The organism is Bacteroidia bacterium (genome assembly GCA_037045145.1).
GTDB lineage: Bacteria > Bacteroidota > Bacteroidia > AKYH767-A > OLB10 > OLB10.
This window is the reverse complement of record JBAOIA010000012.1, coordinates 83,294-97,010: the sequence shown is the minus strand read 5'-3', so window position 1 is coordinate 97,010 and position 13,717 is coordinate 83,294. Positions and strand designations below refer to the sequence as shown.

The window sequence follows — 13,717 nt, the reverse complement described above, 5'->3', positions numbered from 1 at the left end:
AATTAGATTATTTAAATGGTGAATCGGGTTCTTTTGCTACAAAATTATAAACTATTTTATCCATCCAAGACGGAAAAAATTTGTTTAACCATACGGTAAGTTTTCCATTGGTGGTTAACACAAGGTCGCGTTTACGGTGTAAAACAGCATTGTAAATTTCATAAGCTACTGCTTCAGGCTTCATTAATTTAGATTCGTCCAAAGGAGACTCTTCCTGCTGATGGCCATCTTTATTTAAAGCAGTATTTCGGATGTTACTTGCTGTATAACCCGGTGCTGCAACTAAAACATGTAAATTGTTTTTTAAATTTTCAATACGCAAGGATTCCAGAAAACCTTCCATAGCAAACTTACTGGCACTATAGGCACAACGTGCAGGAAGCCCTTTCTTACCTGCAATTGATGAAACACCTACTACAGAGCCTTGCGATTTTATTAGATAGGGTAAAGCATATTTTGTGCAATTAACTGTTCCCCAAAAATTAATATCCATAACCTGATGCATCACGTTTATTGAAACATCATTCAATAAAGCACGCATAGAAATGCCGGCATTGTTAATCAGAATATCAATACAGCCAAAGGTCTCAATAGTTTTCTGAATAAGATTTTTACAATCTGCTTCTATTGCTACATCTGTTGGCACTGCAAGACAATTGCCGTAAAGAGATTTCAACTCACTGCCAATGCGTTTAAGTTTCTCTTCATTTCGTGCTGCAATAACAATGTGACAACCTTGCTGTGCAAAGTATCGTGCACAGGCATTACCTATTCCTGATGTGGCTCCTGTAATAATGACGACTTTATTTTTCAATGAAAAAAGTGAATAAAATGCTCATGGCAAAAATAAGTAGTTTTGCAGCCTATGCAAGTTATTGAAGTTAATACTGCCGGACATAAGAAAGATTTTTTATTACTTCCAAAGCAGATTTATGCCTCTGATGCTAACTGGATTCAACCATTAGACGATGATATTGAATCTGTTTTTGATGCTGCTAAAAATAAATTTTTCAAACATGGAGAGTGTACGCGATGGATTTTAAAAAACAGCAGGAATAAAGTTGTTGGCCGTATTGCAGCTTTTATTGATAAAAAAACGGCAACAAAGAATAACAAACAGCCAACCGGTGGCATGGGATTTTTTGAATGTATTGATGATAAAGAAGTTGCATTTAAACTTTTTGATACAGCAAAGGACTGGCTTGCCAATAGAGGCATTGAGGCAATGGATGGCCCAATAAATTTTGGCGAACGCGACAGCTGGTGGGGACTTCTTTCCGAAGGTTTTCATGAGCCGCCATATAAAATGAATTATAATCCAGCATATTATCAGGAGTTTTTTGAGTCGTATGGATTTGAAATTTATTTCAAGCAATATTGCTATGGACTAAAAGTACGCAGCGAGCTGGACGGGAAATTTAACGATCGTCATGCCTTGATAAAGGCCGATAAAGACTATAAAGCAATACATATCAAAAAATCACAACTAGAAAAGTTTGCAGAAGATTTCAGAGCTATATATAACAAAGCATGGGTGAAGCATGGCGGCAAGGAGTTGGAATCAAAACAAGTACAGCAAATTTTCAAAAAGATGAAGCCTGTAATGGATGAAAAAATAATTTGGTATGTATATTATAAAAATACACCTATTGCATTTTGGGTTAACCTGCCTGACATCAATCAAATATTCAAACATTTTAATGGCAGGTTTGGGTGGTTTGAAAAATTGCGGTTTATTTTAATGCTGAAGCGAAGAGTTTCAAAGAGAATGATTGGGCTTGTGTTTGGAGTTATTCCTGAATTTCAGGGCAAGGGTGTAGATAGCTTTATGATAATAGAAGGGGTCACCATTATTCGTAAAGAAACGCAGTACGAAGATTGTGAATTACAATGGATAGGCGATTTCAATCCTAAAATGGTGTCGGTCGCTGAGTCATTAGGCTCATGGCGTAGCAGGACACTTATTACATACAGATATCTTTTTGACCGTACTAAGCCATTTGAAAGACATCCGATTTTTACATAAAAAGCTGCTTATTGTTAATAAAAAAGCAAAAATCTTTTGTTAATTAAAACGGATAACAATACTTTTGCGCCCTCGTTATTAAAAATCCCGATTCCGTAGCTCAGCTGGTAGAGCATTACACTTTTAATGTAGGGGTCCTGGGTTCGAGCCCCAGCGGGATCACTTAAAAACGATTTATTTAAAGACCACCTTTGTAACTCATTGGTGGTCTTCGCTTTTAATGTAGCCCAAACAGTCGTTTTCTACAAGCCACACTATATGCGTACGTCAACAAGCTGTTTTAATGGTACAAGAAATAGTCTTTGAGCTATTTGTGTTATTAGATTATAACAAACTTTGCAGTATCTGACTTGAATTAAAGTCTTTTCCTATCTGATAACAACCTCTTTAATAAAATCACCTTCGAGGGCAGTGTTGAGCATTCTCATTATTTTTTCGCGACCATAACTGAGTTCTTCTTTTAAGGGTGCAGAATTGAGATAAATATATAATGTGTGATCTTTAAGAAATAACTTTTCTGTTCGTTTTCTGATCATCTCGCCCATAATTTCATCCCAACTTTGTTGCAGCTTTACCTGATTGATTCTATCACGCAATTTGTAGGTGTCCAACAGTTGCTCAATAACTTCTTTAAGACTTTCCTCATTTGTTTTTCTGAACATGTCACAAAGTTAAATTTTTGAAAGAAATGTAAATGTCTTGTGCAAAAAATTAAATTGAATGAAAATTTTGAAACAACTGACTGAAGTAAAAATACTTTAGATTTGCTCAATGTATTTAAGGCTGACAGGACTGTTTTTTTTACTTTCGTTAGGAGTAGCCGCACAGGACGTTCGGTATGATTATGTAGAGGACTTGCCATTGCGTTATTCCAATGAATATTCCATTGGCGCTACCCTGCATAGCAGCGGTTGGGGAGGTAATGTTTCGTAAAGGCAAAAACCTGACAGTTAACCGAAAACGAATGTTTGAGATAGAAATGGTGAGCATGAAACATCCAAAGGAATATAAATCGGTAAGCTATCTTGTCTGAACGACCTAAGACTTTTGTTTTTGGAAAAATGAACTCTCTATTGGTTCTACATGGAGGTTTTTGTTACGAACGTGTTTTATTTGATAAGGCAGAACGCAAACATTTTGAAATCAGATGGAACTCAACCGGTGGGCCATCGTTAGGACTTACCAAACCTGTGTATTTGATATTTGCCACCGGAAATGGCCAGCGTGTGGTTGAAAAATACGATCCAAATAATCAAAATCATGACAAGCAGAGTATTTATGGAAAAGCAGAATTTACAAAAGGGCTAGATGAGATGAAACTATATCCGGGCGTGTTTTTAAAGTCGGGTGTGATGTTTGAATACAACATAATGAATGATGGAATTACAGCAGTTGAAGTGGGAGTGATGCTTGATGCTTATGCCAAAAAGATTCCTATTATGGCATTTGCCAAAAACAAGCAGGTGTTTTTTAATCTTTACGGCACCTTTATGCTGGGACGTAAAAAATAATTAAAGCCATGCTGAATGATGTTGTTCATTTTTCAGAAAAGAGAGTTTAACTTCTTCTTGAAACAACCCGAATACAGCAGATCCGCTGCCACTCATAGAAGCATAATATGCCCCGGCTTGATAAAGGTTTGTTTTTAGTTTTTCTATTTGAGGAAATTGTTTAACAATAGTTTTTTCAAAATCGTTTTTCAGAAAATGCCTCCATTCTCCTTTTGGCATAGCTATAATTTCTGCAATATTTCTCTCAGGTATTTCAGGCTTTATCCTGCTATAGGCCATTGCTGTGGAGATAGCTATTGAAGGCTTTATTATTACTAAAAAACTTCCTCTTAAAATTTCAGGTGCAGCATTCAGTATTTCACCTTTTGAAGTAGCAAAAGATGGTTTGTTGGAAATAAAAAACGGACAGTCAGAGCCTAATTTTAATGCATACTCCGATAGTATTTCATGACTAATATTTAAACCAAACAAATTGTTTAAAAGCAGAAGCGTGTGTGCACCATCAGATGAGCCACCACCAAGTCCTGCACCTGTAGGTATTTGCTTATGCAGAAAAATATGTATAGGCGGCAAATTGAATTTATCTTTAAGAAGATGATAGGCTTTGCAACATAAGTTCTGATTGGTTGGACCATCAACCGATAATCCGGATAAATGAAAACTGACTTCAGGCTGTGATTTGCTATAATTTTTATTCTCCGTTATTTCTAAAATGTCGCACCAGTTGGTAGGATAGAACAAGGTTTCCAATGTATGATAACCATCTTCAAGACGAGAGGTTATAAATAACCCCAGATTGATTTTAGCATTTGGAAAATTAAGCATAATTGCCGGCAAAGATAATTTTTAGTCAAGTTTCAACAATCAACAGACATAATCAAATAATGTTACTTTTGCCATTGCAAACAAAATTAGCATGTCCAATTATCTTGATTTTGAAAAACCAATTGAAGAGTTATATGAACAGTTGGAAAAGACAAAACAAATAGGAACTAAAGGCAAAATTGATGTAAATAATCTTTTATCTGAGATAGAAGAAAAAATTCAGGTTGCCAAGAAGCAAATCTATTCAACCCTGACTCCATGGCAGCGTGTGCAGCTTAGCCGACATCCGGACAGGCCCTACACTTTAGATTATATAAACGCAATCACTGACAATACATTTATTGAACTGCATGGCGACAGAAATGTGAAAGACGATAAAGCTATGGTTGGTGGTTTTGGTACTGTTGACGGAAAGACAATTATGTTTATTGGCCAGCAAAAGGGAAACAATACCAAGTCGAGACAATATAGAAACTTCGGCATGCCCAATCCTGAAGGTTATCGTAAAGCATTGCGCTTGATGAAGCTTGCTGAAAAGTTCAATAAACCTATTGTTACTTTTATTGATACACCCGGTGCATATCCCGGCCTTGAAGCAGAAGAACGTGGACAGGGAGAAGCTATTGCACGCAATCTATATGAGATGTCAATTTTGAAGGTGCCTGTTATTTGTATCATCATTGGTGAAGGTGCTTCTGGTGGTGCATTGGGAATTGGTGTTGGCGATAAGGTTTTGATGCTTGAAAACACCTGGTACTCTGTAATATCACCTGAATCGTGTTCAAGTATTTTATGGCGCAATTGGGATAACAAAGAAAAAGCCGCCAATGCTTTGAAATTGACGGCAACAGACATGCTTTCTTTAAAGCTGATTGATGGAATCATTAAAGAGCCTGCAGGTGGTGCCCACAGAAACCCCGAAGAAATTTTTGCCACCGTAAAAAAAGAGATAAACATGCAACTGGGCGGCTTACTGAAAGTAACTGCAACGGACAGAGTAAACAATAGAATTGACAAATTCTGTGCTATGGGTGTGGTGAGTAAAGACTCATAAGCCCTGTGGTGCTTTATCGCGAATGGTAAATTGATAATTATCCGTTAAATATTTAAAAGAGGAATTTTTTTTCAATTCCTCTTTTTTTAACCTCCGCATTATGGACAAAACAAAACTTCTTCTTTTTATCTCATTACTATTAGTGAATGAGAAAATAACTGCACAACAAGGCATCAACAATAATTGGCTGATGGGATATTCAAGTTGGGGGGGCACGCCATTTGGGCAAACGAAAATTGATTTTTATAATGGCACACCGACTTTTACATACGATAGTATTGAGATGGATTTCAGACATACTCATGGAAATATTTCCGACCAATCAGGTAACATGATGTTTTACACCAATGGTTACTATTTGGCGGATGCCACTAATGATACTATGCAAAATGGGAGCGGGCTTAATCCCGGAGCTTACGCCAATTTTGCGTCAGATGGTTTTGCTATACCTCAGGGGGCATTGATTATTCCTAAGCCTAACAGCACTAACCTTTATTATCTTTTTCATAATTCTGCTGATGGATATTCACAGCCCATACCGAACAGTATCTCTTATAACTTTTACGTAACAACAATTGACATGAGCGGAAACGGAGGGTTAGGAACTGTTTTAAGTAAAAATGTTTCTTTATTAACCGACTCTATGAATCCGGGCAAAATAGCTGCTACCAAACATGCGAATGGAAGAGACTGGTGGGTTATGATTCACAGGGTAAATACCAATAAATTTTATAAGTTTTTGGTAACACCTTTTGTTATTTTGGGGCCTTACTCACAAAACATTGGGGTTATAAGAGGTGATGGTGCAGGGCAAGCATGGTTCTCTCCTGACGGAAAAAAATATGCTTACTATTATGTAAATGATGGCTTGGATATTTTTGATTTTGACAGATGCAATGCAACTTTAAGCAATGCAGTGCATGTTACTATGCCATTTGAGAATGGGTATAATGTGGGTATGGCAATTTCACCAGGTTCTAATGCTTTATATGTTTCCAATACTCAGCATGTATATCAGTTTGATTTAACAGCGACAAATATTGCGGCATCACAATTGACGGTTGCAACGTATGATTCATTTGTATCAGTTTTCCCCGGGTTTCCTAATGGTTTTGCCACATTGTTCGGATTGTCTGCCCTTGCACCCGATGGAAAAATTTACATTACTACAGGCAATAGCACTATACACATGCACACGATAGACAACCCAGATGTAATTGGTATGGGATGCAATGTAAACCAACACAGTGTTCAATTACAATCAGTTTATTTTAATACGCTGCCCAATCACCCAAATTATTTTTTAGGGTGTGATACTACTTGCACAACTTGCTTGGTTGGTCTGCCTGATTTCCCCGAAGGAGAGGCTTTAACAGCAAGAGCCTTTCCTAATCCTAGCAATGGGACTTTTACATTGCAGTTTGCTGTACAAAAGATAAGCGGAGAGATGGAAATATATGATGTGATGGGAAATTTGGTTTTAAAAGAATATGTAGCTCCTTGGAGCCAGTATAAGAGAGTTAACATTGATGGTTTGGCAAAGGGAATTTACCTGTGCAAGTTAAAATGGAAACATACCGAGACAAATTTAAAAGGTGATAAGAGAGTAGCATCTTTTAAGTATTAGCGGGGAGTGAAAAAATATATTTGCTGCATTTTTAAGACTTAGCGAGAATCAGTTGCCGCCAATAGCCAGTATGATTCAAAAAATCATTTAAATTTAAAATGCAAAAGTCGCGTTGCATTTAAGATAGCTAATAAGGCCACACCTACATCAGCAAAAACAGCTTCCCACATGGTAGCAATACCACCGGCACCTAACAATAACACCATGGCTTTAATGGCAAAGGCCAACGTGATATTTTGCCAGACAATTTTTTTGGTTTGTTTTCCAATTTTTATCGCTAATGGAATTTTAGCAGGATTATCGTCCTGAATCACAACATCGGCAACTTCAATGGCAGCATCACTTCCTAATCCTCCCATCGCTATGCCAACATGACTGATGGCAATGGCAGGAGCATCATTAACACCATCACCAACAAAAGCAACGGTTTGCTTTTTATTGATAAAAGTTTTTATTTTTTCAACTTTAGCCTCAGGTAGTAATTCACCATAGGCATGAGAAATTCCGGTTAGTGCAGCAACTGAATCTACAACGGTTGATTTGTCACCACTCAACATAGTCACATCAACATTCATCTGCTTTAATTTTTGTATGGCAACTGCTGCAAATGGCTTAATGTTGTCTGAAATGGTTATGTAGCCTATAAATTTTCCATCAAAGGCAATTGCTATAACAGTATTCATTATAGAAGCATGTTCAATATCAAATGCAACGTTATGCAGTGATAGTAGTTTGAAATTTCCTACTAACAATTGTTTGCCGTTAACTAATCCTTTCATACCATACCCTGAAATTTCTTCTACCTGTTCCAAATCAATTGTTGTAGTATTTCCGATATAGTTATGGATTGTTGCAGCAATAGGATGTGTACTATGTGACTCCAATGCATTGACCATTTGCAAAATAAAATCCCTGTCTTTCTCAAATAAAATTTTTACATCCAGCACTTTAAAAACACCTTCAGTAATTGTTCCTGTTTTGTCAAGCACAACCTGACTGACAGAGGCTAGAAGATCTAAAAAGTTGCTTCCCTTCACCAATATGCCATGCCTGCCTGCAGCACCTATACCTCCAAAATAACCCAAAGGAATACTGATGACCAATGCACAAGGACAGGAGATGACTAAAAATATTAAAGCTTTATAAAACCAGTCTCGAAAAATATAATCATGCGCAAAAAAGTAAGGCAAAAAAGTGATGGCAATAGCAAGCCCTACAACAATTGGAGTATAAACTCTTGCAAACTTTCTGATGAATAATTCTGTAGGGGCTTTCTGTGCAGCTGCATTTTGAATTAGCACAATCATTTTATTCAGTTTGCTATCTTCATAGGCGGCTGTTACTTTAATTTGTACAACAGTATTCAGGTTAATCATTCCGGCAAGAACTGCATCTCCTTTAACTTTTGCATTTGGCATACTCTCACCTGTTAATGCCGCTGTGTTAAATGTTCCTTTTTCAGACAATAAAATACCATCAAGTGCTGCTTTTTCTCCGGGCTTTAAAAGAATAATTTCATCAACAGCAACTTCACTTGCAGCCATTTCAACGGCATTGTTGTTCTTGAAAACAGTTGTAATATCAGGACGTTGGTCGAGTAAAGTTTTAATATCTGATTTAGCCCTGTTTGTTGCCAATGTCTGAAACAATTCGCCAATAGCATAAAATAACATCACTGCAACACCTTCGGGATATTGCTTTATAGCAAATGCACCAAGGGTAGCAATTGTCATAAGAAAAAACTCTGAGAAGATTTTTCCTTTTATAAGTCCCCAACAGGCCTCCTTTATTACCGGAAATCCTACGGAGACATAAGCTATGATGTACCAAACTAAGCGAATCCATCCGTTAAACCAGGAAAAAGTATTCCAATAATCAAAATGCAAACCTGCAAGTAGAAGTACTAAGGAAATTAATCCCGGCAGCCACTTTGAAAACAAGCTTGACTCATGATTTGCATGGTCATGGTTATGAAGAGAATGATCGTGATTTGAATCTTTCAAATCAATGTTACCGGCATTCTTATTAATGTTGACTTCCGGAGTACAGCAAAGTTGTTTGCCCTCAAAGTTGTAAAGGTGCTTGTGCTTCATGCCATAAATTTTCTAAATACAAAATTATGGCAGATGCCAATGCAATGCTATTGCAAAGTTTGTTTAATGCATTTTTCACAAATGCCTCGTGCAAAAAATGTGATATCGTCAATTTTAAATCCAGTAATATTACTTTGAGGAATGGCAATATCGGTTTTACATGTTGTCTGTTTGCAAACTTTACAGTAAAAGTGAAGATGTTGGTCGTAGTGCGTATTTTCTGAGCAGGCAGAGCCACATAAAGTGTATTTTGTAATATTATCTTCCTGAATCCTGTGGATTATTCCTTTCTCTTCAAATGTTTTTAAAGTACGATAGATTGTAATTCTGTCGGCATATTGAAAATGTTTCTCAATCTCTGTTATAGATAATGCAGCAGTTTGCTTTACGAGGAAATTGTAAACTAAAATTCGCATACTTGTTGGGCGCGTATTTCTGGCAGATAAAATACTTTCTGTTTGTAGGTTTAAGAGTATCTTGTTGTTCATTGAATTTATTAGAAGGGGTTATTTCCAGAAAGGGTCTGTTAAATTGTCAATAAATTTTTCTTCTTTATGGTGTTTATTTATCATATCAAATTGCTCAGATGTTGCAATGGCTTCAATTTCTTTAAAGAGTACTCTCTCTTCAAATCGAATGTGAGCTTCTAATGTTTTTTCGAGTAACTCAAGGTTGGTGTTTGTTGAAAGCTTTGTTTCAGAGTTGCACAAGTCAGCAAGCAAACGATGTTCTTTAATTACTCTTTGAATCATCTCATTACCGGAGTCCATAACAGGAAACAAATATTTTTCTTCTATTTCAAAGTGCGGAATGAGATGTTCATTATAAAACCAAACAGCATATTTTGCCATACGGTAAGGATCAATTTGCTTTTTAATGCCCATTCTGATTTTAGAACCGAAAAGTAATCCTTGATAATGCTCTCTGCTTATAGACTGTATTGCCTCATGTCGTTTTATTGGTTTGGTGCTCATAATAATTTGCTTAGTGCTTTCTGCAAAACCACAGCTTGATTGTGCTCGGTATCTTTTGCTCCGTAAAGTAAAGTAAGATTTTGCTTTTTTGCAATTTCAGCTATTTGTTTTAGTATATCTTTTTTATTGTGAAGTTCTTTAGAATATCGCGCTACAAATTCTTTGAATTTTTTTGGGTCGTGACCAAACCATTCTCTTAGCTCTGCTGACGGTGCAATATCTTTATTCCATTCATCAATGGCTGCATTTTCCTTTTTTACACCTCTGGGCCAAAGTCTGTCAATTAACATTCTATAACCATCAGTTTTATCCGGTGCTTCATAAATCCGCTTTATTTTTATTGAAGACATAGTTGATATGGTTTTATAAATACTTAATGCAAACAAAATTGTTGTGACTATGGTTTTATACAACCGCCAATTTATTTTATTTAAAAACACTATAAAGTTGTTCTCTTTGATTTAACAACAATTATAATGACAATAAGAAAAGTTATGATTGCGGGCAATGCTACAAATAAAAGTCCCAAGCCGGGCCTGTTGGTTTGTGTTTTCGGATCATAGTTAAAGCATGAAAATATATTGCTTTTTGTTGGTAGGCGATAGGAGGGAGTAAACACGTTGTGAATACTGCTTATCAGCATCTTTATATCATTTGCTGTTCTGATGCCTAACAGTTTTTTTGTAATCAGGCCATTGGTATTAATACCTACCAGCAATGCATCGTGGTCAAACTGCTTGGTAATGCTATCCCATTTCGGGTTAAAACTTATAGATTTAATTAGTGCATTAATGCTATCGGTAACCGCAAAATTCCATTGATTATTATTTTCCAATCGGTATTGTTTTGCAAGATTAGCCATGTCATTTAAATCATCTCTCGGGTCAAAACTTACAATCAGTATATTAAAATCTGAATTGCTTGGTATTTGACTTATATTTTCTTTTAGTTGCAGTAAGAAAGGATTGCAAATACCATAACATCTAGTAAAAACTAAAGCTACGATCAGTGGCTTCTGACCATATAGAGATGCAACAGACGTTGCTTTGCTATTTCCTGATATTAGCAGAGGTGCATTAAATATTTTTCCGTAAATATCCTGCTCTTCTCTTAAGTCAGAGTGAATATCGTTAGCACAAACAAAATAACTACAACATGTTAACGCGAAGAAGCAGACAAAATAACGAAACATCGTTTAGCAATATTATAAAAGAAAATTAAAATGGCAATCAGGTATATGATAGCAAAAAATGCACCTACCTTTGCAAGATAAGGCCCTGATGTGAGTTCAACAGGATATGTGCTATATCTTCTTGGAATAGAATTTGCACCTGCTACATAAAATGCCATCAGGAAGCCAATGCCGCCTATAATAAGAAGCACCAATGTATATTTAGTCAACTTACTTAAAACAAGTTTGTCAACATATTGTGTGGAGAACCAATAAAAAAATCCAAGACTAAATAAAACATTACCCATTGCATTGTATGTGTGAAAGTGTGCAGGAACCCAAAGTGTATTATGTAACATGATATTATTTGAAATGGTTGCATCAATAACAGCTCCAAGACCACCTATTACCCAGCCAGCAACGCCAAGAAAGAATAATAAATTGGTAATTGACCATCTTACTTTAACTCCATAAACTGCTACAACAATACTGAAAACTGTTACTGCTGCTGAAGGAATACTTGCAAGATAAGATGCTAACTGACCAACAATTTGCAATGCTTGTGGTTGTACAAAGTCCATGTAAAGGTGGTGAAAAAATGCTGTTAAAATAAAAACCATAGCACAATTCCATGCAAATGAAATGTACCAGGTCATTTTCCATTTTGGTCTGTCGCTTACTTCTCCAAAAATTTCATAGATAACAGCCAAACCCAGATAAAGCATTTCATTAGCAATAGTATGCCCGAAGAAATAAATCAGGTTTTTCATCAGCAGCGCATCATTAACAAAATTGCCGTTTGAAAAATACTCTGCAAAATAAAGTACGATGACAATTACTGCTGCAATCAGCGATGCAATTACACCAATTAAAGTTACAGTAGCTATGAGTATAAAAGGTGGCGTTTCTACTGATGGATTACTTTTAAAGTGTTGCCAGGCAAAAGCTTGTGACAAGGTGTATTTTTTAAGTATCTGAGCCATTAGACTAACACTCCAGACTAACCAACCTACGCCTAAAATAGTTAATGAAATAAGAAATAATGGAGTGGACCAACTCTCTGAACCAAGATCTCTGAAAGGCAAAGGATATAGAAAAGTCCATCCGGTACTAAACTTGCCAGCATAGGTTGTAATCCACAACATGACAACCCCAATAACGGTGAGGATAAAGGCAAAAAGATTAACACCATAACTTGTTTTAACATATCGTTGCAAAAGATAGTTTACGGCAACCATACCGGCAGCAAACCAAATTCCAATCATTGTTAATCCATGTGTTGTCATGTTGGTATAAAAAGTAAGTGGCGATTGTTCAATAACTTTTCCCTGATTGAGTCTCATAAGAATTCCAAGTACAATGCTTGCAATAAAAAGTACAAGAATGACTATTATCCAGAGTGCGCTTATTTTTTTTAGTTTAAGTGAATCTATATTCATGATGTAAAATATTATTAAATAACTTTAAATGTTGTTTGCATTACGGGATGCCCAGTGCCACAAAACTCAAGGCAAAAAATGTGATACTCACCAGGCTCAGAAAATTTATAGCGCAGGTTGTTGATATAGCCCGGCATGGCCTGTACTTGTGTAATGAGTCGCATTGAAGGATCGTAAACAGCAAAACCATGATTGACATCAAAACTTGTTACCCGGAATTCTACCAGTTGATCATGAGAAATTGTTATTGTTTCACCACTTGGACTTTTAGGGTCAATTGGTTTTGTGGAAAGAAAAAATGAAAATTGTATTGTGCCAACATGAATCACTGTTGAAGGTGTTTCATTTGCATAGGTGAAGTATGGAGATTTTGGTAATGTTGCAGCGGCAAAAATGCCAAGCACTACAATTAGAATCAAGGTGAACCAAAAACGTTTTTTTAATACATTTTTTGTTCCGCCTGCATCTTTATCTGCGTTGAGTGAAGAAACAAATACTGATACAAAAAAGATTGTTCCAATGCCAACAAGCAGCATAAAAAATAACATAATGGATTGTTGTTGCATAACTTTTAGTTTAAACAATTAGAATGAGTTGATGAGTATGATATTCGTGATTAACCTGATGTAAACGATTAACCAAAAACTCAGAATAAATAAAGCAATCGTAAAATTGTTGAATCTTCTCGAAATGAAGCTGACTTTTTTTGACTTTAGAAAAACGGCAAAGCATTGCCATCAAGCCAGCGGAATTTTTATTACCTCCTAAAAAAATTTCCCGTTGATGTAATATAACCTTTTTGGGGGTTACTGGTGCATATGACTTAAAGCATGCTACCACGTATCCGTTAAACTACATTTAGTAGGCACAAACGTATAAACTATTTCTGTTGATTGCAAATAAAAGTAATACATATACTTCTATATAAAGCAAATAAGGTGTAAAGTGTTTAAAACAGACACAGGAAACATGCAATGCAAAATCATGTAATGATTCT

Annotated in this window: 15 protein-coding genes and 1 tRNA gene; 6 read left to right on the top strand and 10 right to left on the bottom strand. The window is 36.1% G+C overall.

Going from position 1 to position 13,717, the window contains the following annotated elements; translation table 11 throughout:
* Positions 1–7: 7 nt before the first annotated feature.
* The gene (locus V9G42_09885) at positions 8–814 is read right to left on the bottom strand and encodes an SDR family oxidoreductase (GenBank protein ID MEI2759722.1); all 807 of its coding nucleotides are present in this window, start codon (positions 812–814) and stop codon (positions 8–10) included.
* A gap of 51 nt (positions 815–865) precedes the next feature.
* Between V9G42_09885 and V9G42_09880 the strand changes: the two genes are divergently transcribed.
* Together V9G42_09880 and V9G42_09875 are read left to right on the top strand one after the other, a co-directional pair.
* Complete coding sequence (locus V9G42_09880) at positions 866–2,026, top strand: hypothetical protein (protein MEI2759721.1); 1,161 nt, start codon at positions 866–868, stop codon at positions 2,024–2,026.
* Between the two features lie 89 nt (positions 2,027–2,115).
* Positions 2,116–2,188: transfer RNA gene (locus tag V9G42_09875), tRNA-Lys, on the top strand.
* A 206-nt stretch (positions 2,189–2,394) separates the two neighbouring features.
* Here the strand turns inward: V9G42_09875 and V9G42_09870 are convergent.
* Positions 2,395–2,688, bottom strand: coding sequence for a DUF721 domain-containing protein (locus V9G42_09870; protein ID MEI2759720.1), 294 nt, complete (start codon positions 2,686–2,688; stop codon positions 2,395–2,397).
* A gap of 109 nt (positions 2,689–2,797) precedes the next feature.
* On the opposite strand from V9G42_09870, the gene V9G42_09865 reads away from it, so the two are divergent.
* Positions 2,798–2,959 carry a hypothetical protein gene (locus tag V9G42_09865; GenBank protein MEI2759719.1) on the top strand — a complete coding sequence of 54 codons (162 nt, stop codon included), beginning with the start codon at positions 2,798–2,800 and terminating at the stop codon, positions 2,957–2,959.
* Positions 2,960–3,087: 128 nt separating this feature from the next.
* Positions 3,088–3,537: a hypothetical protein gene (locus V9G42_09860; protein MEI2759718.1), complete on the top strand. Its 450-nt coding sequence runs from the start codon at positions 3,088–3,090 to the stop codon at positions 3,535–3,537.
* On the opposite strand, the gene ispE is transcribed toward V9G42_09860, so the two are convergent.
* On the bottom strand, positions 3,538–4,362 hold the full coding sequence (gene ispE, locus V9G42_09855; GenBank protein ID MEI2759717.1) for a 4-(cytidine 5'-diphospho)-2-C-methyl-D-erythritol kinase: 825 nt from the start codon (positions 4,360–4,362) through the stop codon (positions 3,538–3,540). It abuts the gene before it with no gap.
* Between the two features lie 91 nt (positions 4,363–4,453).
* Between ispE and V9G42_09850 the strand changes: the two genes are divergently transcribed.
* Both V9G42_09850 and V9G42_09845 read left to right on the top strand, forming a co-directional pair.
* Positions 4,454–5,416 (top strand): acetyl-CoA carboxylase carboxyltransferase subunit alpha, encoded by a 963-nt coding sequence (locus V9G42_09850; protein MEI2759716.1) that lies wholly within the window; start codon positions 4,454–4,456, stop codon positions 5,414–5,416.
* A 100-nt stretch (positions 5,417–5,516) separates the two neighbouring features.
* A complete protein-coding gene (locus tag V9G42_09845) occupies positions 5,517–7,043 on the top strand; it encodes a T9SS type A sorting domain-containing protein (protein ID MEI2759715.1) in 1,527 nt (508 codons plus the stop codon).
* 83 nt (positions 7,044–7,126) lie between these two features.
* Here V9G42_09845 and V9G42_09840 read toward each other — a convergent pair whose 3' ends face one another.
* The 7 genes from V9G42_09840 to V9G42_09810 form a co-directional block, all read right to left on the bottom strand.
* The gene (locus V9G42_09840) at positions 7,127–9,136 is read right to left on the bottom strand and encodes a heavy metal translocating P-type ATPase (GenBank protein MEI2759714.1); all 2,010 of its coding nucleotides are present in this window, start codon (positions 9,134–9,136) and stop codon (positions 7,127–7,129) included.
* A gap of 47 nt (positions 9,137–9,183) precedes the next feature.
* Positions 9,184–9,624 (bottom strand): transcriptional repressor, encoded by a 441-nt coding sequence (locus V9G42_09835; GenBank protein MEI2759713.1) that lies wholly within the window; start codon positions 9,622–9,624, stop codon positions 9,184–9,186.
* An 18-nt stretch (positions 9,625–9,642) separates the two neighbouring features.
* Positions 9,643–10,110 carry a hemerythrin domain-containing protein gene (locus V9G42_09830; protein ID MEI2759712.1) on the bottom strand — a complete coding sequence of 156 codons (468 nt, stop codon included), beginning with the start codon at positions 10,108–10,110 and terminating at the stop codon, positions 9,643–9,645.
* Complete coding sequence (locus V9G42_09825) at positions 10,107–10,460, bottom strand: DUF488 domain-containing protein (GenBank protein MEI2759711.1); 354 nt, start codon at positions 10,458–10,460, stop codon at positions 10,107–10,109. Before V9G42_09825 ends, V9G42_09830 begins: the two co-directional genes overlap by 4 nt.
* An 89-nt stretch (positions 10,461–10,549) precedes the next feature.
* Complete coding sequence (locus V9G42_09820) at positions 10,550–11,302, bottom strand: SCO family protein (protein ID MEI2759710.1); 753 nt, start codon at positions 11,300–11,302, stop codon at positions 10,550–10,552.
* A complete protein-coding gene (locus tag V9G42_09815; protein MEI2759709.1) occupies positions 11,269–12,720 on the bottom strand; it encodes a cbb3-type cytochrome c oxidase subunit I in 1,452 nt (483 codons plus the stop codon). Before V9G42_09815 ends, V9G42_09820 begins: the two co-directional genes overlap by 34 nt.
* Positions 12,721–12,734: 14 nt before the next feature.
* Entirely contained in the window at positions 12,735–13,286 is a 552-nt protein-coding gene (locus V9G42_09810; protein ID MEI2759708.1) for a hypothetical protein, read from the bottom strand.
* Between the last annotated feature and the right edge of the window lie 431 nt (positions 13,287–13,717).

Bases quoted from the DNA above. Each gene is read 5' to 3' on its own strand.
- V9G42_09880 (MEI2759721.1), top strand. From the start codon at position 866: ATGCAAGTTATTGAAGTTAATACTGCCGGACATAAGAAAGATTTTTTA.
- V9G42_09870 (MEI2759720.1), bottom strand. From the start codon at position 2,688: ATGTTCAGAAAAACAAATGAGGAAAGTCTTAAAGAAGTTATTGAGCAA.
- V9G42_09865 (MEI2759719.1), top strand. From the start codon at position 2,798: ATGTATTTAAGGCTGACAGGACTGTTTTTTTTACTTTCGTTAGGAGTA.
- V9G42_09860 (MEI2759718.1), top strand. From the start codon at position 3,088: ATGAACTCTCTATTGGTTCTACATGGAGGTTTTTGTTACGAACGTGTT.
- ispE (MEI2759717.1), bottom strand. From the start codon at position 4,362: ATGCTTAATTTTCCAAATGCTAAAATCAATCTGGGGTTATTTATAACC.
- V9G42_09850 (MEI2759716.1), top strand. From the start codon at position 4,454: ATGTCCAATTATCTTGATTTTGAAAAACCAATTGAAGAGTTATATGAA.
- V9G42_09845 (MEI2759715.1), top strand. From the start codon at position 5,517: ATGGACAAAACAAAACTTCTTCTTTTTATCTCATTACTATTAGTGAAT.
- V9G42_09840 (MEI2759714.1), bottom strand. From the start codon at position 9,136: ATGAAGCACAAGCACCTTTACAACTTTGAGGGCAAACAACTTTGCTGT.
- V9G42_09835 (MEI2759713.1), bottom strand. From the start codon at position 9,624: ATGAACAACAAGATACTCTTAAACCTACAAACAGAAAGTATTTTATCT.
- V9G42_09830 (MEI2759712.1), bottom strand. From the start codon at position 10,110: ATGAGCACCAAACCAATAAAACGACATGAGGCAATACAGTCTATAAGC.
- V9G42_09825 (MEI2759711.1), bottom strand. From the start codon at position 10,460: ATGTCTTCAATAAAAATAAAGCGGATTTATGAAGCACCGGATAAAACT.
- V9G42_09820 (MEI2759710.1), bottom strand. From the start codon at position 11,302: ATGTTTCGTTATTTTGTCTGCTTCTTCGCGTTAACATGTTGTAGTTAT.
- V9G42_09815 (MEI2759709.1), bottom strand. From the start codon at position 12,720: ATGAATATAGATTCACTTAAACTAAAAAAAATAAGCGCACTCTGGATA.
- V9G42_09810 (MEI2759708.1), bottom strand. From the start codon at position 13,286: ATGCAACAACAATCCATTATGTTATTTTTTATGCTGCTTGTTGGCATT.